18 protein-coding genes are annotated in these 18,566 nt (G+C 60.2%); 10 read left to right on the forward strand and 8 right to left on the reverse strand.

Going from position 1 to position 18,566, the window contains the following annotated elements; all coding sequences use genetic code 11:
• Nucleotides 1-201 precede the first annotated feature (201 nt).
• Nucleotides 202-1,590: an alanine/glycine:cation symporter family protein gene (locus AAAU26_RS03675; RefSeq protein WP_227618820.1), complete on the forward strand. Its 1,389-nt coding sequence runs from the start codon at nt 202-204 to the stop codon at nt 1,588-1,590.
• Nucleotides 1,591-1,630: 40 nt separating this feature from the next.
• Here the strand turns inward: AAAU26_RS03675 and AAAU26_RS03680 are convergent, their stop codons facing one another.
• The 7 genes from AAAU26_RS03680 to AAAU26_RS03710 all read right to left on the reverse strand — a co-directional run bounded on the left by AAAU26_RS03680 (nt 1,631) and on the right by AAAU26_RS03710 (nt 10,332).
• Nucleotides 1,631-2,845 carry a carboxynorspermidine decarboxylase gene (locus AAAU26_RS03680; RefSeq protein ID WP_227618819.1) on the reverse strand — a complete coding sequence of 405 codons (1,215 nt, stop codon included), beginning with the start codon at nt 2,843-2,845 and terminating at the stop codon, nt 1,631-1,633.
• Nucleotides 2,845-4,104: a saccharopine dehydrogenase family protein gene (locus AAAU26_RS03685; protein ID WP_227618818.1), complete on the reverse strand. Its 1,260-nt coding sequence runs from the start codon at nt 4,102-4,104 to the stop codon at nt 2,845-2,847. The genes AAAU26_RS03680 and AAAU26_RS03685 overlap by 1 nt, the downstream gene beginning before the upstream one ends.
• A gap of 33 nt (nt 4,105-4,137) precedes the next feature.
• Nucleotides 4,138-5,016, reverse strand: a complete 879-nt coding sequence (gene speB, locus AAAU26_RS03690) for an agmatinase (protein WP_227618817.1) — start codon at nt 5,014-5,016, stop codon at nt 4,138-4,140.
• Nucleotides 5,013-5,873 carry a polyamine aminopropyltransferase gene (speE, locus tag AAAU26_RS03695; protein WP_149794273.1) on the reverse strand — a complete coding sequence of 287 codons (861 nt, stop codon included), beginning with the start codon at nt 5,871-5,873 and terminating at the stop codon, nt 5,013-5,015. Before speE ends, speB begins: the two co-directional genes overlap by 4 nt.
• 10 nt (nt 5,874-5,883) lie before the next feature.
• Complete coding sequence (locus AAAU26_RS03700) at nt 5,884-7,353, reverse strand: aminotransferase class I/II-fold pyridoxal phosphate-dependent enzyme (protein WP_158396919.1); 1,470 nt, start codon at nt 7,351-7,353, stop codon at nt 5,884-5,886.
• 610 nt (nt 7,354-7,963) lie between these two features.
• Nucleotides 7,964-9,052, reverse strand: a complete 1,089-nt coding sequence (locus AAAU26_RS03705; protein WP_158396921.1) for a sugar kinase — start codon at nt 9,050-9,052, stop codon at nt 7,964-7,966.
• A 359-nt stretch (nt 9,053-9,411) separates the two neighbouring features.
• Nucleotides 9,412-10,332, reverse strand: coding sequence for a radical SAM protein (locus tag AAAU26_RS03710; protein WP_227618816.1), 921 nt, complete (start codon nt 10,330-10,332; stop codon nt 9,412-9,414).
• A 133-nt stretch (nt 10,333-10,465) separates the two neighbouring features.
• Here AAAU26_RS03710 and AAAU26_RS03715 point away from each other — a divergent pair, with 133 nt between their 5' ends.
• The 4 genes from AAAU26_RS03715 to glpK all read left to right on the forward strand — a co-directional run bounded on the left by AAAU26_RS03715 (nt 10,466) and on the right by glpK (nt 16,470).
• Nucleotides 10,466-12,472 carry a fructose-1,6-bisphosphatase gene (locus AAAU26_RS03715; protein WP_227618815.1) on the forward strand — a complete coding sequence of 669 codons (2,007 nt, stop codon included), beginning with the start codon at nt 10,466-10,468 and terminating at the stop codon, nt 12,470-12,472.
• Nucleotides 12,473-12,724: 252 nt separating this feature from the next.
• Nucleotides 12,725-14,008: a UDP-N-acetylglucosamine 1-carboxyvinyltransferase gene (murA, locus tag AAAU26_RS03720; RefSeq protein WP_149794277.1), complete on the forward strand. Its 1,284-nt coding sequence runs from the start codon at nt 12,725-12,727 to the stop codon at nt 14,006-14,008.
• A 132-nt stretch (nt 14,009-14,140) separates the two neighbouring features.
• Nucleotides 14,141-14,932 carry an MBL fold metallo-hydrolase gene (locus tag AAAU26_RS03725; RefSeq protein ID WP_158403609.1) on the forward strand — a complete coding sequence of 264 codons (792 nt, stop codon included), beginning with the start codon at nt 14,141-14,143 and terminating at the stop codon, nt 14,930-14,932.
• A gap of 38 nt (nt 14,933-14,970) precedes the next feature.
• Nucleotides 14,971-16,470 (forward strand): glycerol kinase GlpK, encoded by a 1,500-nt coding sequence (gene glpK, locus AAAU26_RS03730; protein ID WP_227618814.1) that lies wholly within the window; start codon nt 14,971-14,973, stop codon nt 16,468-16,470.
• A 293-nt stretch (nt 16,471-16,763) separates the two neighbouring features.
• On the opposite strand, the gene AAAU26_RS03735 is transcribed toward glpK, so the two are convergent.
• A complete protein-coding gene (locus tag AAAU26_RS03735) occupies nt 16,764-17,003 on the reverse strand; it encodes a helix-turn-helix domain-containing protein (protein ID WP_227618813.1) in 240 nt (79 codons plus the stop codon).
• A 175-nt stretch (nt 17,004-17,178) separates the two neighbouring features.
• Between AAAU26_RS03735 and AAAU26_RS03740 the strand changes: the two genes are divergently transcribed.
• From AAAU26_RS03740 to AAAU26_RS03760, 5 genes are all read left to right on the forward strand, one after another.
• The gene (locus AAAU26_RS03740) at nt 17,179-17,355 is read left to right on the forward strand and encodes a hypothetical protein (RefSeq protein WP_227618812.1); all 177 of its coding nucleotides are present in this window, start codon (nt 17,179-17,181) and stop codon (nt 17,353-17,355) included.
• Nucleotides 17,356-17,368: 13 nt separating this feature from the next.
• Entirely contained in the window at nt 17,369-17,584 is a 216-nt protein-coding gene (locus tag AAAU26_RS03745; RefSeq protein ID WP_227618811.1) for a hypothetical protein, read from the forward strand.
• Between the two features lie 108 nt (nt 17,585-17,692).
• Nucleotides 17,693-17,929, forward strand: a complete 237-nt coding sequence (locus tag AAAU26_RS03750; protein WP_227618810.1) for a hypothetical protein — start codon at nt 17,693-17,695, stop codon at nt 17,927-17,929.
• A gap of 15 nt (nt 17,930-17,944) precedes the next feature.
• Nucleotides 17,945-18,151: a hypothetical protein gene (locus tag AAAU26_RS03755; protein WP_227618809.1), complete on the forward strand. Its 207-nt coding sequence runs from the start codon at nt 17,945-17,947 to the stop codon at nt 18,149-18,151.
• A complete protein-coding gene (locus AAAU26_RS03760) occupies nt 18,148-18,348 on the forward strand; it encodes a hypothetical protein (protein WP_227618808.1) in 201 nt (66 codons plus the stop codon). The genes AAAU26_RS03755 and AAAU26_RS03760 overlap by 4 nt, the downstream gene beginning before the upstream one ends.
• Nucleotides 18,349-18,566: the final 218 nt, after the last annotated feature.

Raw genomic sequence — 18,566 nt, forward strand, 5'->3', positions numbered from 1 at the left:
CTTCGCTGCCGCTCGCATCCTGCTGGCCGCGGCCCCAACAGCTCCTCCCTGTTTCCGCCACTGGCGGCGGTCGTCGCTGTTGCTTTTTTCTCCTGAACTTCACTTTCCTGATTTACAAAACAGGCCGAATCGTCTATAATAAAGGACGGCGGCCTGTTTTTGTGCAAAAACGGCCAAATCCAAGCACTGGGAGGAAATGCTGTGCTCATTCAACTCATCGAGGGCGTCTACCGTCTGTTGTGGGGCGACCTGCTCACCCTGCATCTGGGAAACGTGACCCTCAGTCTTTCGTTTATGGTCATCCTGCTGCTGACGGCGGGGGTGTTCTTCACCCTGCGCACAAGGCTTCTGCCGGTGCGGCTGTTCCGGGATATGCTGGCGGCGGTCTGCGAGAAGAACGACAAGGGCAGCGGCCTCTCGTCCTTCCAGACGCTGGTGGTGTCCACGGCCACCCGGGTGGGCATGGGCAATCTGGTGGGCGTTGTGGCGGCGGTGTCTGTGGGCGGTGCAGGCGCGGTGTTCTGGATGTGGGTGACGGCTCTGCTGGGCGCATCCACCTCCTTTGTGGAGTCCACGCTGGCCCAGAAATACAAGCAGCCCGACCACCTTTACGGCGGCTGGCGGGGCGGCCCGGCCTACTATCTCCACACCCTCGCGGAGCGCAAACGGGGCAGGAAGCTCCGCTGCTCGGTGGCGGCCTGCCTGTTTGCCGTGTCGGGCCTCATCTGCTGGTGCGGCATCAGCCAGGTGGTCAGCAACTCGGTGAGCGAGGCGTTCCAGAATGCGTTCTCCATCCCGCCGCTGGTCACGACGCTGGTGCTGACGGCGCTTGCGGCGGTCATCGTCCTGCGGAAGGAGGCCACCGTCAAGAGCCTCGACGTCATCGTCCCTATCATGGCGGGCTGCTACTTCGTCATGACCCTCTGGATCATCCTCACCCATCTGCCCCAGCTGCCCGGTGTCTTCGTCTGCATTTTCTCGGAGGCGCTGGGCCTGCGTCAGGCTGTGGGCGGCGGCTTTGGCGCTGTGGTGATGAACGGCATCAAGCGGGGCCTTTTCTCCAACGAGGCCGGTTCCGGTTCGGCCCCCTGCGCCGCTGCTGCCGCCGAGTGCGACGACCCCGTGAAGATGGGCCTCGTGCAGGCGCTGGGCGTCCTCATCGACACCATCGTCATCTGCAGCTGCACGGCCTTCGTGATGCTGCTGGCTCCCGAGAGCGTGACGAGCGGCCTGCAGGGCATGAACCTTTTGCAGGCGGCGATGCAGTACCATCTGGGCAGCTTCGGCGTCGTCTTCATTGCAGTGACGCTGGCGCTGTTCAGCTTTTCTACTTTTATCGGCATCCTCTACTACGCCCGCTGCAACGTGGCCTATCTCTTCGGCGACAGCTGGTTCTGGCAGACGGCCTACAAGGTGCTGGCGCTGGTGATGCTGGTCGTCGGCGGGATGCAGGCCTACACCGTGGTGTGGGACCTCGGCGACGTGGGCATCGGCCTGATGACCATATTCAATATGCTGGCCCTCTACCCGCTGTCGGGCGAGGCGCTGACCGCCCTGCGGGAGTACGAAGCCAAAAAGAAACTCAAGTAAACAAAAAAGCCATCGGCCCAGACAGCCGATGGCTTTCGTTTTATGCGCGGTGACCCAGCCGCATCTTAAAGTCGTTGTAGCCGAAGCGGACCAGCTCCCGGCAGGTGCCGTCCTCAGCCAGTGCCCAGATGGGCGGCAGGGGCATCCCGTTGAAGGTGTTGTTCTTGCAGGTGGTGTAGATGGCCATGTCGCCGAAGATGAGCCGGTCTCCCTCGGCAAGCGGGGCGTCGAAGCTGTAATCTCCCACGACATCGCCCGCGAGGCAGGTCGGCCCGCCGAGGCGGATGGTGCAGGGCTTTTCGCCCGGCTCGCCCGCATCCAGCAGGGGAGGACGGTAGGGCATCTCGATGACGTCCGGGGTGTGGCAGGCCGCAGACATATCGAGGATGGCGAGGCTGGTGTCACCGTTCTGCAGAGTGTCCAGCACTGTGGTGACGAGATAGCCCGCGTTCAGCGCCCACGCCTCGCCCGGCTCCAGATAGACCTGTACGCCGTACTTCTCCTGCATCCGGGCGATGCAGGCTTCCAGCGTGGCAAGGTCATAGCCCGGGCGGGTGATGTGGTGTCCGCCGCCGAAATTGAGCCATTTCAGCCCCGTCAGCAGGTCGCCGAACTTCTCTTCCACGGCGTCCAGCGTCACGGCCAGCGCGTCGGCGTCCTGCTCACAGAGGGTATGGAAGTGCAGGCCGTCCAGCAGGGCGGCGAGGCCCGGCTGTTTTGCCAGAGCCGCGTCCCACTGGGCGCGGGTGGTGCCGAGACGGCTGCCCGGGGCGCAGGGGTCATAGATGGCATGGCCTTCCTGCGTGGAACGCTCCGGGTTGATGCGCAGACCGACGCTCTTGCCCGCTGCCTTGGCCGCAGGGCCGAACTTTGCCAGCTGGGCCGGGGAGTTGAACACGATGTGGTCGGCGTAATCCAGAAGCTCGTTGAACTCGTCCACCCGGTAGGCGGCGCAGAAGACGTGGTTCTCCTTCTCGGGCAGCTCTTCCTTGCCCAGACGGCTCTCGTAGAGGCCGCTGGCCTCAGTGCCTGCGAGGTAGGGTGCGAGAAGCGGGTAGAGGTCGAAGTTGGAGAAAGCTTTCTGCGCTAATAAAATCTTGCAGCCTGTCCGCTGCTGGACCCCCAGCAGAATTTCGCCGTTGCGGCGCAGCTGGGCTTCGTCCAGCAGATAGCAGGGGGTGGGCAGGGAAGCGAGTGCGCCCTCCGAGAGGTTTGCCAGCCCCGCGAAGGGCGGGCGTGTATCGACCAGCCGCATCAGTCCACCAGAGCCGGGCTGTGGCTCTCAGAGCGGGGCAGGCCGTACTTGTCCAGTGCGTCCAGATACGGGTCCGGGTCGAACTCTTCCACGGTGTGGACGCCCTTGGTGGTCCACTTGCCGGTCAGCAGCATCAGTGCGCCGCACATGGCCGGAACGCCGGTGGTATAGCTGATGGCCTGAGAGCCGACTTCCTTGTAGCACTCCTGGTGGTCGCAGACATTGTAAATGTAATAGGTCTTTTCCTTGCCGTCCTTTTTGCCCGTGAAGATGCAGCCGATGTTGGTCTTGCCCTTGGTGCGGGGGCCGAGGCTGGCGGGATCAGGCAGGAGGGCTTTCAGGAACTGGATGGGGACGATCTCCTGCCCGTTGAAGTTGATGGGGGTGGTGGAGAGCATCCCCACGTCCTCGAGGCAGCGCATGTGGTCGAGATAGCTCTGGCCGAAGGTCATGAAGAAGCGGATGCGCTTTGCCTCCGGGATGTTCTTTGCCAGAGACTCGATCTCCTCGTGGTGGAGCAGGTACATATCCTTCTGGCCCACCTTGTCGAAATCGTACTCCCGCTTGATGCTCATGGCCGGGATCTCGACCCAATGGCCGTTCTCCCAGTAGCTGCCGGGGGCGGAGACTTCGCGGAGGTTGATTTCGGGGTTGAAGTTGGTGGCGAAAGCATAGCCGTGGTCGCCGCCGTTGCAGTCGAGGATGTCGATGGTGTCGACGGTGTCGAACTCGTGCTTCTTGGCGTAGGCGCAGTAAGCCTGGGTCACGCCCGGGTCGAAGCCGCTGCCCAGCAGGGCGGTGAGGCCGGCTTCCTCAAACTTTTTGGCGTAGGCCCACTGCCAGCTGTAGTCGAAGTAGGCGGAGAAGCCTGCCTCCTTGCAGCGCTTTTCATAGATGGCACGCCACGCGGGGTCGTCGGTGTTCTCCGGCTCGTAGTTGGCGGTGTCCATGTAGTTGACGCCGCAGGCGAGGCAGGCGTCCATGATGGTCAGGTCCTGATAGGGCAGGGCGATGTTCATCACGAGGTCGGGCTGATAGCTCTTGATGAGGGCGATGACCTCGTCCACATGGTCGGCATCCACCTGTGCGGTGGTGATGTTGGTGGTGGTCTTGGGGGCAAGCTCTGCGGCCAGCTTGTCGCACTTGGACTTGGTGCGGCTGGCGATGCAGATGTCGGTGAACACTTCGGGGACCTGGCAGCACTTGTGGATGGCGACGGAGGCCACGCCGCCGCAGCCGATGATCAGAACTTTGCTCATGATGGTTTCTCCTTTATATCAAATTATTTTTTGTTAGACCTGAAACCCGGGCCAGCCCTTGTCGAGGGCGATCAGCAGCTCCCGCAGCACCTTGCAGGCCGTGGCCGTAGAGACGCCGGAGATGTCCAGCATGGGGGCCAGCTCATTGAGGTCGGCGCCCACGATGTTGGCTTTGGACACGGTGCGGATGGCGTCCAGCAGCTGCAAAAAGCTCACGCCGCCGGCCTCGGGGGTACCGGTGCCGGGGAAGCAGGAGGGGTCGAGGCAGTCGAGGTCGATGGTGAGGTAGACCGGCTCTTTGGTGGCGCAGAGCTGTTCGGTGAGCTCGGCAAGGCCGGTGAAGTCGAACTTGTGCATCTCGGTATGCTGGGCCGCAAACTCGAACTCGGCCCGCTCGCCGCTGCGGATGCAGAACTGGTGGATGTGGCCGTCGCCCACGATCTCGTGGCAGCGGCGCAGCACACAGGCGTGGCTCAGCTTCGCACCGAGGTAGTCGTCCCGCAGGTCGGCGTGGGCGTCGAAGTGGATGATGTGGAGGCCGGGGTGTTTCTCCGCCACGGCCCGCACCGCACCCAGCGTCACCAGATGCTCACCGCCCAGCAGGAGCGGAAGCTTGCCGTCGTGCAGGATCTCTGCCGCCCGGGCCTCGATGTCGGCAAGGGCGGCTTCGCTGGAGCCGAAGCAGAGCTCGAGGTCGCCGCTGTCGAAGATGTCGAAGTCGGTCAAATCAGCGTTCTGGTAGGGGCTGTAAGTCTCGAGGCCAAAGCTCTCGTGCCGGATGGCCGACGGGCCGAACCGTGCGCCGGGGCGGTAGCTGGTGGTGGAGTCGAAAGGTGCGCCGTAAAGCACGATGTCGGCGGCGCGGTAGCTGCTGTCGCAGCCGATAAAGGTTTCAACATTGGGTGAGATCATTTGGGTTCCTCCACTTCGCGCAGCATCTCCTCGAGGAATGCCGGCAGATAGAAAGCTCCGACGTGGAGCCGGGTGGTATAGTAGCGGGTGCGCAGATTGAGCGCCTTCCATGCGTCGGCGTCCAGATCGTCGATGGGGTGGTACTTCTTGCTGGCAAAGCCGAAGAGCCAGTAGCCGGCGGCGAAGGTCGGAATGTGTGCCTGATAGACCCGGCTGACGGGGAAGGTGGACGCGATGCGCTTGTGGCTGCGCTGCATGGCGCTGGCGTCCTCGGTGTAGAAGGGGCTGCCCTGCTGGTTGACCATGATGCCGTCCTCTTTCAGGGCGTTGAAGCAGCTGCCGTAGAACTCCCGGGTGAACAGGCCCTCGGAGGGGCCGAAGGGGTCGGAGGAGTCCACAATGATGAGGTCATATTCCTCCTCGCAGCGGCGGATGTATTTCAGAGCGTTCTCGAAGTAGATGTGGACCCGGCGGTCGTCCATCCGGCAGGCGTTGCCGGGCAGATAGGCGCGGCAGGCCTCCACGACCTGGGGGTCCATCTCCACGAGGTCGATGCGCTCGACCCGGTCGTAGCGGGTCAGCTCCCGCACCACGCCGCCGTCGCCTGCACCGATGACGAGGATGTCTTTTGCCTCCTTGTGGACGGCCATGGGAACGTGGACGATCATCTCGTCGTAGATGAACTCGTCCCGCTCGGTGAGCATCACGTTGCCGTCCAGCGTCAGCACCCGGCCAAATTCAGGCGTCTCAAAAATGTCGATGCGCTGATAGTCGCTCTGCTTGGAGTAGAGCTGCTTGTTCACCCGGATGCTGTGCTTGACGTCCGGGGTGTGAAATTCCGAAAACCAAAACTCCATCTGCTTCTCCTTATGCCAGAACATTCAGGTGCAGGATGTCCGGGTCTTCCGGGCCGGTCATGCTGCAGCCTTTGGCCTTGGCGTACTCGATATAGTTCAGTATCTCTTTGGTGATGCGCTCGCCGGGGGCGAGGATGGGGATGCCCGGCGGGTAGCACATGACGAACTCGCTGCACACCATGCCCTCGGTCTCCCGGAGGGGCAGGCTCTTTTTGGGGGCGTAGAACGCTTCCTGCGGGCTGGCGGCAACGACGGGGTCGATGTATTCCTGGCTCAGCAGGCCGGTGCCGTCGGTGTGGTAGCGGCGCTTGATCTCGGCCAGTGCGCTCACCAGACGCTCGATCTCCTGCGGGCGGTCGCCGATGGAGAGGTAGGCAAGGATGTTGCCGATGTCGCCGAACTCGATCTGGATGTCATACTCATCCCGCAGGATGTCGTAGACCTCGATGCCGGCGAGGCCGATGTCCAGCGTGTGGACGCTGAGCTTTGTGGTGTCGAAGTCGAAGACCGAGTTGCCGTTGCACAGCTCCTTGCCGAAGGCGTAGTAGCCGCCCACGGCGTTGATCTCTTCGCGGGCATACTCGGCCATGTCAGCCACCTGATGGAACACCTGCCGGCCCCGCAGCGCGAGGTTCCGCCGGGAGATGTCGAGGCTGGACATGAGCAGGTAGCTGCCGGAGGTAGTCTGGGTCAGGTTGATGATCTGGCGCACATAGCCGGGGTGGACGTTGGGGCCGATGAGCAGCAGGCTCGACTGCGTTAAGCTGCCGCCGCTCTTATGCATGGAGACGGACGCCATGTCCGCGCCTGCCGCCATGGCGGAGACGGGCAGACTGCCGCCGCCGAAGTAGAAGTGGGTGCCATGGGCCTCGTCGGCGAGGCAGAGCATCCCGGCGTCGTGGGCCATCTTGACGATGGCACGCAGATCAGAGCAGATGCCGTAGTAGGTGGGGTTGTTCACCAGCACGGCTACGGCGTTGGGGTGCTCCTTGATGGCTTTTGCCACCTGCTCCCGCTTCATGCCCAGCGAGATGCCGAGGCGCTTGTCCACTTCGGGATTGACATAGACCGGCACTGCGCCGCAGAGCACCAGTGCGTTCAGCACACTGCGGTGAACATTGCGGGGGAGAATGATCTCGTCGCCCCGCTTGCAGACGGTCAGCACCATGCTCTGCACCGAGCTGGTGGTGCCGCCCACCATCAGAAAAGCGTGTGCTGCGCCGAAGGCGTCGGCGGCCAGCTCCTCGGCCTCCCGGATGACCGATACCGGGTGGCAGAGATTGTCCAGCGGTTTCATGCTGTTGACGTCCACGCCCACGCACTGCTGGCCCAGAAAGGCCGTCAACTCCGGGTTGCCCCGGCCGCGCTTGTGGCCCGGCACATCGAAGGGGACCACCCGCATCTGTCGGAACTGCTCCAGAGCCTCGTAGATCGGTGCGCGGCGCTGGTCCAGCCGGAACCGTGTACGGTTCTCACTCATGTTTTTTCCTCCGTCCCTGACTCCTGCTGCAAACCATGCGGGCAAACAAAAAAGCACAAGCCCTGCACAGAAATGCAGGCTTGCGCTTTGAAAAAACCGTTTGAATGCGCGGACAAAGCCTCCGGGGCAAAGACGCCAGAGCCGTATCGCAGCATGATTCATCAGGATTCAAAAGGACGGGATGACGAGAGTCTATATAGCAATTACACTTTTACTACTCTTATTGACCGTTTCACAAGTCTGCGCACGCTCCGCGCAATTTCATGGTTGTAAAGGAACCAACTTATAAAATTTGAACTATGACGTTCAATCAATAATGGCAGCTTGCGCCGCCGGTCGGCAGTGGACCCGGCTGTCCGTATGGCCTTAGCCCCGATGGGCGGTCCAAGGTAAATTGCTTTGAAAAGACTTCGACACGCTTCGTCTCTCAAAATCGTGTGTGATTTTATCATGCAAAAAGCGGTTTGTCAATGATCTGACAGGAAAAAGCTCAAAAAATCTTTCAAGAGTCATACTTATCGTCATCCGGCAGGAAGTGCCGGCGCGGCATAACATAAAAAGAACGGCCTCGGTACACAGTCTGGACGTACCGAAGCCGTTTTGGTTTGCTTTAGCGCTTGATGTCGTAGTTCATGTTCATCAGGTTGCGGATGGAGCTGACATCGTCGGTGATGTTGGCATCGCCGTGGATGGTGTGCTTGATGGCGCTGCTTGCCACCGCAAAGTTTATCATGTCCATGGCCTTGTAGTTGTGGAGCATGGCGTAGATGAGGCCGCTGGCGAAGGCGTCGCCGCCGCCCACGCGGTCGAGGATGTTGAAGGTGAACAGCTTGCTCTCGAAGGTGTGGCCGTCATACCACATAAAAGCTTTCAGGCTGTTCTCGCTGCCGCTGTGGGCATAGCGGACGTGGCGGGCGATGCACTTCAGGCTGGGGTAGCGCTCGATGAAGTGCTGGAAAATTTCGTCCTGCTGCTCATAGCTGGGCTGCAGAGGCACGCCGTCCTTCCAGTCGCCCTTGGAGTGGTCGTTCTCGTCCTTCCACAGGTGGTAGGGCTCGATGCCCAGCAGCACGTCCACATAGGGCAGGCACTCGGTGCAGAAGTCGCGGGCCTCGTCCCAGGTCCAGAGGGTGGAGCGGAAGTTGCCGTCGAAGCTGACGGTCAGGCCCTTCTTCTTGGCCTCCTTGAGCATATCGATGATGAGGCCGCGGCAGTTGGGAGCCAGAGCCGGGGTAATGCCGCTCAGGTGCAGCCAGTCGAAGCCCTCCAGCAGCTCGTCCAGATCGACCTGAGAGAAATCGTACTCGGTGATGGCGCTGTGCTTGCGGTCATAGATGACCTTGGAGGGGCGGATGCCGTAGCCGGTCTCGAGGTAGTATGTACCCAGACGATTGGAGGGCGTCTCATCCGGCTCGGTGAGGATCATGGGGGTGCAGTGGACGTCGTTGGAGCGCAGCCAGCGCACGGCGCTTTTGCCGAGGCTGTTGTTCGGCACGACGCTGAAGAAGGTGCTGTCCACGCCGAGGTTTGCCAGTGCGAGGGCGATGTTGGCCTCGCTGCCGCCGTAGCTGGCCTCAAAGTTGGTGGCCATGCGGAGTTTTTCGTAGTTCGGCGGGGTCAGGCGCAGCATGATCTCGCCGCAGGTGATGAATTTCGGTCCGGTCGTCTCGTGGCCCAGAATGGGGTTGAAATGTTCCATAACGGTCCTCCTGTTGCTCTTCTCGGGCATTTGAGCCGCCGCCTCTCATATACCATTCTTGAGACGGGGCGTTTGGTGCTCAGCAGGGCAGCCAGACCCCACATGACGCACATCGTTGTATCCATTATAGTACTTTCGGAGAGGATTTGCAAGGAAAAGAAAAACACTGTGAGAGAAAATTTGGCAGGATTTTTGTGGATTGTGACGGAAAGCGTATCGGCAGGCCGTCCGGTAGTTTCCCCGCAAATGGGACCCGAAACCCACGGTTTCGCCCCAACGCTTCGCGCTGGGGCCCCACTTCTCTGGACATTTGCTTGGAAAACTCCCCTCCACCTGCCTCTGATAGGTTTACCGGCTGGTTAAATGCCCGTCAAATCAAAGCTGGGTGTATACTCCTCCCGGGCGCTGCTCTTCTGCTGCATATAGCCGGCGGTCAGCCCCAGATCCATGGCATAATTGACCACCCGGCGGTACTCGTAGGTGGTGATGCGCCGCCCGATGCCGTGCTCTGCGGCCTTGTAAAAGGGGGTGTACTGGCTCATGACACTGGGGATGAAGCAGCCGGGGTCGGCCTCGTTCCATGCGGCCATCCGGTCGAGGACGGCAAAACTGTCGTCGATGTGGCCGGGCAGGGCCAGATGCCGCAGGATGACTCCTTTCTGTAAGATGCCCTCGCTGTCGAACACCGGATGGCCCGCCTGCGCCATCATGGCCTCGATGGCGGGCCTGGCCTGGGCGAAGTAGTCCGGCGCAGAGGAAAGCTCGGCGGAGAGGGAAGAGGAGACGTACTTCAAATCGGGCAGCCAGATGTCGATATAGCCGCGCCACGCCTCCACGCTCTCCACCGTCTCATAGCCGCCGGTGTTGCAGACGATGGGCAGACGCAGCCCCTCAGCCCGGGCAATGTCCAGCGCCGCGATGATCCAGGGCCGCCACTGGCCGGGGGTGACGAGGTTGATGTTGTGGGCGCCCTGCTTCTGCAGATCGAGGAAAATTTCGGCCAGATGCTCTATCGTGATCTCTTTGCCCAGTCCCTCGGCGCTGATGGGGTAATTCTGGCAGAAACAACACTTGAGGGTGCAGCCCGAGAAAAACACGGTGCCGCTGCCCCGGGTGCCGCTGATGCAGGGCTCTTCCCAGAAGTGCAGGGCCGCACGGGCGGCTTTCAGGGTGCCGCCCGCCCCGCAGAAGCCCGTCTGCCCGGCGGCACGGTCTGCGCCGCAGCGGCGGGGGCAGAGGGTACAGGAGACAGGCGGCGTTGTGGAAATGTTTTTAGACATATTGTCCAACTCCTATGAGAAAGAATCATATTAAATTATCCGAGGCTATTATATCATTTTTGCCCCCGTAAGTGGTATACTAAGATTGAATATTGCATGTCATGCAAGAATACTACATGATCTGGAGGACACCATGCGTACAGAGACCGAAGAGATCCGGGACAACCTGAAATATCTGAGCCTTCTGGCCCGGGACTATCCCTCGCAGGCAGCGGCCGCCAGCGAGATCATCAGCACACAGGCACTGCTCAAGCTGCCCAAAGGCACCGAGCACTTCATGAGCGACCTGCACGGTGAGAACGAGGCGTTCGTACATATCCTGAACTCCGCTTCCGGCGTCATCCGCGAAAAGGTAGACATTGTGCTGGGGGATACCGTGCCGGAGGGGACGCGGGCCGAGCTGGCGACTCTGATCTATTATCCGAACGAGAAGCTGCCCCAGCTCAAGGAGCGCTGCGCCGACGAGGAAGCGCTGGAACAGTGGTACAGTGAGACGCTGCTGCGGCTCATCGACATCTGCCGCCTCGTCTCTTCCAAGCACACCCGGGAGCATGTCCGGGCCTGCCTGCCGTCCAGCTGCGGTTACATTCTGGATGAGCTGCTCCACGCCCACTTCGAGGACCACGACAAAGACCTCTACTACGGCCAGATCGTCGGCAGCATCATCGAGAATGGCCGCGCCGATAAGTTCATCGTCCGTCTCTGTGAGCTCATCAAGCGTCTGGCCGTGGACAAGCTCCACATCGTGGGCGACCTGTTCGACCGCGGCCCCCGCCCCGACGTCATCCTTGACCTGCTGATGCGCCACCACGATGTGGACATCCAGTGGGGCAACCACGACGTGGTCTGGATGGGCGCGGCGGCCGGCAGTCCCATCTGCATCTGCACGGTGCTGAAGACCACCCTCGCTTACCACAACCACGGCATGGTGGAGGACTGCTACGGCATCAACCTCCGCCACCTGCAGCGGATGGCCGAGCAGTTCTATGGCGACGACGACTTGACCATCTGGATGCCTCACACCGACACTGCCCGCGGCCCCTACACCCCCGGTATGCTCCATCGCTGCGCCGTCATGCATAAGGCCATCACTATCCTGATGCTCAAGCTCGAGTGTCAGGTCATCGACCGCAACCCGGATTTCAAGATGCAGGACCGCGACTTCCTGCGTCGCATCAACTGGGAGAAGGGGACCGTCATGGTGGGCGGCAGGGAGTACCCCATGCGGGATACGTCTTTCCCGACGATAGACCCCGCCGACCCCACCGCGCTGAACAGCGACGAGAAGGTGGTGCTGCAAAAGCTGGTGCAGTCCTTCCGCCAGAGTGAGAAATTACAGCAGCACGTCGAGTTTCTGTACGCCAAGGGCAGCGTCTACCACATCGAGAACGGCAACCTGCTCTACCACGGCGCTGTGCCGATGACTAAGAAAGGCACCTTCGCTGTGGAGCGGTTCGAGGGCCACGCCTACTCGGGCCGCGCCCTCATGGACTACTGTGACGAGCGCGCCCGCCGGGGCTACTTCGCCCCCGAGGGCAGCGCCGCCCGCCAGAGCGGACAGGATTTCCTGTGGTATCTGTGGTGCGGCAAGCTGTCGCCCCTGTATGGCCGCAGCGCCATGACCACCTTCGAGCGGCTGTATGTCGAAGACGCTTCCACTCACACCGAGGTAAAGGACCCCTATTATACATGGTATAATGAGGAAGCCGTCTGCCGCCGCATCCTCGCCGAGTTCGGCCTGCCCGGCACCAGCCACATCGTCAACGGCCATGTCCCCGTGCAGGAGAAGAAGGGCGAGAGCCCCATCAAGGGCGGTGGACGCCTCGTGGTCATCGACGGCGGTTTCTGCCGCGCCTACCACGAAAAGACCGGCATCGCGGGCTACACGCTGGTCTATTCCAGCCGCACCATGTCCCTGCGCACCCACCAGCCTTTCGAGAGCGCCGAAAAGGCTGTGAACGAGAATCTGGACATCCTCTCCCAGAAGAACATCCTCGAGACGGAGAACCACCGCATCCTCGTGGAGGAGACCGACGAGGGCGAGATCCTGCGGGAGAAGGTCCACGACCTCAAACAGCTGGTCCGGGCCTATCAGCTGGGCTGGATCAAGGAGACCCGCTGCGACGACAGTGTGTGGTAAGCAGTGGCAAATGTAAAATTTTCCTGAAAATAAGAGACAAAATCCGAGAATAATAGAAAAGAAACTGGGCAAAACAGAAAATAATCGACGAGCGTGCATTGGGGCTTTGCTTTTTGCTGGAAGTTGTGTATAATAAAGTAGCTGTAATTATGCCAACTGGTTGTGAGCTTTGTACAGCGAGAAGGAATAACGTACCTTGAACTGACCTTTTGGGCCTGCGGGGAGCGGGACTGTGACAAGGAGATCATAAAATTGGAAAAGTTTGTTATTACGGGCGGTAAGCCCCTGCACGGCGAAGTCATCATCTCCGGCGCGAAGAATGCGGCTGTGGGCATCCTGCCTGCTACCATTCTGGCAGCGGACGTCTGCGTCATCGAGAACCTGCCGGACATCAGCGATGTGGCGGTGAGCCTCAAGATCCTCAGCGTGCTGGGCGCTAAGGTCCGGATGCTGAACAAGAACACCTACGAGATCGACACCACCCATTTGACCGGCACCAACGTCCCCGACGACCTGTCCCGCCAGATGCGCGCCAGCTACTATTTCCTCGGCGCACTGCTGTCCCGCTTCGGCAAGGCCGAGGTGGCCATGCCCGGCGGCTGCAACCTCGGCCCCCGCCCCATCGACCAGCACCTGAAGGTGTTCAGCGCTCTGGGCGCAGAGGATAGTGTGGACTACGGCATGATCACCGTCCACGCCGACGAGCTGAACGGCGCTCATATCTTCTTTGATAAGGTGAGCGTGGGCGCTACCATGAACGGTATGCTCTCCGCTGTCATGGCCAAGGGTCAGACCATTCTGGAAAACTGTGCCAAGGAGCCCCATGTGGTCGATCTGGCCAACTTCCTGAATATGTGCGGCGCTGATGTGCGCGGCGCAGGCACCGATGTCATCAAGGTGCGCGGCGTCGAGCAGATGCACGGCTGCACTTACAGCATCATCCCCGACCAGATCGAGGCCGGCAGCTACATGGTGGCTGCAGCGGCCACCGGCGGCGATGTGCTGGTGAAGAACGTCACCCCCAAGCACCTCGAGCCTATCACCGCGAAGCTCCGCCGTGCGGGCATTGAGGTGGAGGAGTTTGACGATGCTGTGCGGGTTCGCCGCACCGGCGACATCCTGCCCCTCAAGATCAACACCATGCCCCACCCGGGCTTCCCCACCGATATGCAGCCCCTGATGGGCGTTCTGCTCAGCGTGGCAAAGGGGACTTCCACCGTCACCGAGAGCGTGTGGGATAATCGCTTCCGCTATGTGGATGAGCTGCGCAAGATGGGCGCGAATGTCCAGGTGGACGGTCAGGTGGCCGTGTTCGAGGGCGTGGAGAAGCTTTCTCCCGCTCCGCTCCGCGCTTCCGACCTGCGCGCCGGTGCAGCGATGGTCGTTGCAGCCCTGATGGCCGACGGCACCAGCGAGATCGAGGAGATCGGTCATATCGAGCGCGGCTACGAGAACATCGTGGAGAAGCTGCGCGGCCTCGGTGCTGACATCAGGAAGGTGGAGCGGATGCCCGCTGCACTGGAACAGGCTCTGTAATTAGAAAAACCTCTCCGTCACGCCTGCGGCGTGCCGCCTCCCCTGTCGAGGGGAGGCATTGGCAGTCCGTCAGGTCCCTGCGTTTTTATGACTGCGCAGCAGACGGAGGGGTTTTATTTGTTGAGGTTTATCATGTCTGAATTTATCTCTCTTTATTCCGGTTCCTCCGGCAACAGCAGCGTCGTGCGCTGTGGGGAGCGGTATCTCATCGTGGATATGGGCAAAGGCGTCCGTACCACCGGCGCAGCCCTCAAGGAGCTGGAGCTGAACATCTCCGACTGCGACGGCATTCTTGTCACCCATGAGCATAGCGACCATGTGAAGGGCCTTTCCACCTTCCTGAAAAAATATCCGCTGCCGGTGTACGGCGCAGAGGAAACACTGGAATTTCTGGACGCAAACGGCGTTGTTCCGGCCACTTGCGACATGACAGCTCTGACGCCGGGCAGGGAAGAGGACATCGGTGTCTTCGGGGTCAAAGCTTTTCCCACCAGCCACGACGTCCCCTGTGTAGGCTACCGCATCCACACCCCCGACGAGAAGACCATGACCATCGCCACCGACCTCGGTGTGCTGACTCCTGCTGTACATGAAGCCCTCTCCGGCTGCGACCTTGTGGCCCTCGAGAGCAACTACGACCTGCATATGCTCCGCAGCGGGCCGTACCCCTACTATCTGCGCGCCCGCATCGAGTCGGTCCGGGGCCACCTCTCCAACGACGAGTGCGCGGCAAAGCTGCTGGAACTCATCCAGGAGGGCTGCAAGAAGTTTGCCCTCTGTCACCTCTCGCAGGAGAACAACACCCCTATGCTGGCGCTGCAGACCGTCTTTTCCACCCTCGGTACGGCGGGCGTCGTGCCGGACAAGGATTGTATCGTCCAGACCCAGCGGCGGAATGAAGTGAGCCCCGCGCTGGCGTTCTGACACTATAAAACCAGAGCAGGAAAAGGAGAAAAGAGCCTATGTCGTACATCATGGCGCTGGACGCCGGAACCACCTCGAACCGCTGCATCCTGTTCAACAAAGCGGGTGAGATCTGCAGCGTCGCGCAGAAGGAATTTGCCCAGTATTACCCGAGACCCGGCTGGGTGGAGCACGACGCCAATGAGATCTGGGCCACCCAGCTGGGCGTGGCCCTCTCGGCCATGAACAAAGTCGGCGCCCGAGCCGAGGACATCGCCGCCATCGGCATCACCAACCAGCGGGAGACCACCATCGTCTGGGACAAGGAGACCGGGGAGCCCATCTGCCACGCCATCGTCTGGCAGTGCCGCCGCACCAGCGAATACTGCGACGAGCTGAAAGCCCGGGGCCTGACGGAGAAATTCCGGCAGAAGACCGGCCTCATCATCGACGCCTATTTCTCGGCCACTAAGCTCAAGTGGATACTGGATCATATCCCCGGCGCCCGCGAAAGGGCCGAGCGGGGAGAACTGCTCTTCGGCACCGTGGAGACCTGGCTCATCTGGAAGCTGACCTGCGGAAAACTGCACGTCACCGACTATACCAACGCCAGCCGCACCATGATGTTCAACATCCACACGCTGGAATGGGACGACGAGATCCTGCAGGAGCTGAACATCCCGAAATGTATGCTCCCGAAGCCGGTGCCGTCCAGCGGCTTTTATGAGTACGCTGACCCGATGCACTTCGGCGGCGAGATAAAAATTGCCGGTGCGGCAGGCGACCAGCAGGCGGCCCTCTTCGGCCAGACCTGCTTTGCCTCCGGCGAGGCGAAAAACACCTTCGGCACCGGCGGCTTTTTGCTCATGAACACCGGTGAGACGCCGGTCACTTCTCAGAATGGTCTTGTCACCACCATCGCCTGCGGCCCCGACGGCAAGGTGAATTATGCGCTGGAAGGCTCTATTTTCGTGGCCGGTGCGGCCATCCAGTGGCTCCGCGATGAGCTGCGCCTGCTGGAAGAGGCCCGCGACTCCGAGTATATGGCTCAGAAGGTCAAGGACACAAACGGCTGTTACGTCGTGCCGGCCTTCACAGGCCTCGGCGCGCCCCACTGGGACCAGTACGCCCGCGGCACCATCGTGGGCCTCACCCGGGGCTGCAACAAGTACCACATCATCCGCGCCACGCTGGACAGCATCTGCTATCAGGTCAACGACGTCCTCCGCGCCATGGCGGCGGACTCCGGCATCGCCATGAAGTCTCTCCGGGTGGACGGCGGCGCGTCGGCCAACAACTACCTCATGCAGACCATGGCCGACATCAGCGACCTCGAAGTCAAGCGCCCCCGCTGCGTGGAAACGACGGCGCTTGGCGCGGCCTATCTGGCCGGCCTCGCCGTAGGCTACTGGCAGTCCGCCGAGGACATCACCCGCAACTGGTCGGTGGACCGCGTGTTCTGCCCGGCCATCTCGGAAGAGGAACGCACCAAGCGCATCAAGGGCTGGAATAAGGCTGTCCGCTGCGCCTATCACTGGGCCAGGGACGAAGAGGAATAAAAAGAGAAAAAATGGTCGGAGTTGCCTGACGAGTAACTCCGACCGTTTTTTGTTATTGAGCAGCTTGAGCGAGGGAAAACCACCGGCTCGCAGAGAACATAATGCTCCAACGAGCTGTGCTTTGGGGTTAAATCATCTTAAAGTATTTCAGTGCATCCCTTTCAGGAGTCGATCTCACCCTTGGAAAGTGCAATGACACATTCGCAATGGAACGAGGGTTTTTGTTGTTATATCACTGGGGATTGTCACACCCGCCGTTCTGGCGGGTGTTTTTGTTTTGGTTCCAAGTTTTATTATTCGGTTTCCGAGGTGTCGTCTGCTATGCGCTCCGGGTCGAGTAAGTCCTCAATCTGGCAGCCCAGCACCCTCGCTACTCTCCAAAGTTGGTATACGTCCGGGCTTTTACGGTGTCCAGCGCACCAGCTTTCCACGGTGCGGTAGCTCAGTTTTGCCTGGCGGCAAAGTTCCCGGCGGCTTATGCCTGCGGCCTTGCAGCGTTCGTCTATGGGGTTATTGGTGTGTGATTCTCTCATGTGGCAGCCCTCCCTTTTAGTACAGTATACTGCGGACGCCGTAAAAATGGAAGTATAAAGTTTACCATATAAACGCAGTATTCTTTGGACTGTTTGACAGTGGAGTTTCCTGCGCTTATGTGGTAAGACACAGACACCGAAAGGGAAAACGAAACAAATGGAGGACATGAAAATTATGAAGCGTTATAAGGTGTACGTCTACAACACGGTCGATAAATTCTGGGACTGCTACGAGGTTCTTGCCGAGGACCCAGTAGATGCCCGGAACGTAACCGTGCAGCGGCTGGTGGATGAGACGGGGCACGGTCTGGATGTCTACGAAGTGACCGACGTGTGCGAGATCAAAGACTAAGGAGGACTGAACGATGAAGTATCAAACACTTGTGCAGATTTACGAAGCCCTTACAGACGACCTAAAGGCCGCGGAAAAATCGCTCGAACTTACTACTTCCGCGCTTAAAAAGGCAGATCCCGATGGGAAATTAACGTCTGGTGCGCTGGTGGATGTGAGGAAGAAGGCATTTGACAGAGTTTGCAGACTTCGTGATGCGCTGGATGATTTCAATTCGCAAGAGTGGTAAACTCCCCCGCCTGATGATGGCTCCGTGGTGGGAGCCGAAACCTACCGGCTGGCCGCCGGGATGGTCGTGGGAACCACAATCTAAGTTCAATCTTTGGGGGATTATGAAATGGAAGAGTTTAACTTGAAGCGTTCCGAGGTCAAGAAGGCCGAGCGGTTCGCCACCGATAAATCCAGCGAGCCTTGCTTCTTGGCTGCATGGAGCTACTCCGGGGCGGATGACCTGGGCTGGGCTGATGTGCTGTGTGAGATGGGCAACACAAATACAGGTGAGTACGTCAACACCGTTCACCTGTGCGTCTACATGAATGATCGTCGCCGGTCTTTCGTCCGGGACGCTCGCTGATGGGAGGTGCGGTGTATGACGATCTCAAAGCGAATGGCTGCGGCTCTGATGGCGGGCGGCCAGTACCGCACGAAAAAGTATCTGTACTCCCTGGGCGTGAATATGTACGGCCAGGAGATTGTGCAGCGGGTGGAACTTGACAGCGAGGGCCACCGGGTCGGGCTGCTCCGCTCCGTTGCTCTCTGGAATGCAAGCTATTATGAATGGAGGCTGGGTTTATGAAAATGTTCAATGAGGCCGGGCAGGCCGTCTACTTCAACCGGGTTATGAAGAACGGGCGGGAGCAATTTGTGGTGAAAGCTCTGGATGGTCAGCATATTATGGGGCGTGACCGCCAGAAGCATAGTTCCCGGACGTTTACCGAGCTGCACCAGGCGGAGGCGTTCCTCCGGCGGGCGGGGTATCGGTGCAAGGGCTGAAATATTCGGGTAGTCCCTGGGGGTTAGACCTCCGGGGATTTTTCTTTTGTCCTCTACTTTTTTCCAATGGAAAAAACTTTATTTGTGCGGCGTTTTGGTATTTAGACCTGGAACTTTACCGACTGCATATAAAAAGCACTGGCGGGCTTCCCTGTGGCCTGCGGAGTTACGCAAAGAAAAAGGACGCCGAGCGTCCCCGAGGTGGGAGTTTCGGTGTC

Source organism: Faecalibacterium longum (assembly GCF_040094125.1).
In the GTDB taxonomy this organism is placed as follows: Bacteria; Bacillota; Clostridia; order Oscillospirales; family Ruminococcaceae; genus Faecalibacterium; species Faecalibacterium longum.

Coding starts and splice junctions, on each gene's coding strand:
- AAAU26_RS03740 (WP_227618812.1), top strand. CDS start 17,179: ATGAAGCGTTATAAGGTGTACGTCTACAACACGGTCGATAAATTCTGG.
- AAAU26_RS03725 (WP_158403609.1), top strand. CDS start 14,141: ATGTCTGAATTTATCTCTCTTTATTCCGGTTCCTCCGGCAACAGCAGC.
- AAAU26_RS03710 (WP_227618816.1), bottom strand. CDS start 10,332: ATGTCTAAAAACATTTCCACAACGCCGCCTGTCTCCTGTACCCTCTGC.
- AAAU26_RS03700 (WP_158396919.1), bottom strand. CDS start 7,353: ATGAGTGAGAACCGTACACGGTTCCGGCTGGACCAGCGCCGCGCACCG.
- AAAU26_RS03760 (WP_227618808.1), top strand. CDS start 18,148: ATGAAAATGTTCAATGAGGCCGGGCAGGCCGTCTACTTCAACCGGGTT.
- AAAU26_RS03750 (WP_227618810.1), top strand. CDS start 17,693: ATGGAAGAGTTTAACTTGAAGCGTTCCGAGGTCAAGAAGGCCGAGCGG.
- AAAU26_RS03715 (WP_227618815.1), top strand. CDS start 10,466: ATGCGTACAGAGACCGAAGAGATCCGGGACAACCTGAAATATCTGAGC.
- AAAU26_RS03735 (WP_227618813.1), bottom strand. CDS start 17,003: ATGAGAGAATCACACACCAATAACCCCATAGACGAACGCTGCAAGGCC.
- AAAU26_RS03755 (WP_227618809.1), top strand. CDS start 17,945: ATGACGATCTCAAAGCGAATGGCTGCGGCTCTGATGGCGGGCGGCCAG.
- speB (WP_227618817.1), bottom strand. CDS start 5,016: ATGATCTCACCCAATGTTGAAACCTTTATCGGCTGCGACAGCAGCTAC.
- AAAU26_RS03680 (WP_227618819.1), bottom strand. CDS start 2,845: ATGCGGCTGGTCGATACACGCCCGCCCTTCGCGGGGCTGGCAAACCTC.
- speE (WP_149794273.1), bottom strand. CDS start 5,873: ATGGAGTTTTGGTTTTCGGAATTTCACACCCCGGACGTCAAGCACAGC.
- AAAU26_RS03705 (WP_158396921.1), bottom strand. CDS start 9,052: ATGGAACATTTCAACCCCATTCTGGGCCACGAGACGACCGGACCGAAA.
- AAAU26_RS03745 (WP_227618811.1), top strand. CDS start 17,369: ATGAAGTATCAAACACTTGTGCAGATTTACGAAGCCCTTACAGACGAC.
- glpK (WP_227618814.1), top strand. CDS start 14,971: ATGTCGTACATCATGGCGCTGGACGCCGGAACCACCTCGAACCGCTGC.
- AAAU26_RS03685 (WP_227618818.1), bottom strand. CDS start 4,104: ATGAGCAAAGTTCTGATCATCGGCTGCGGCGGCGTGGCCTCCGTCGCC.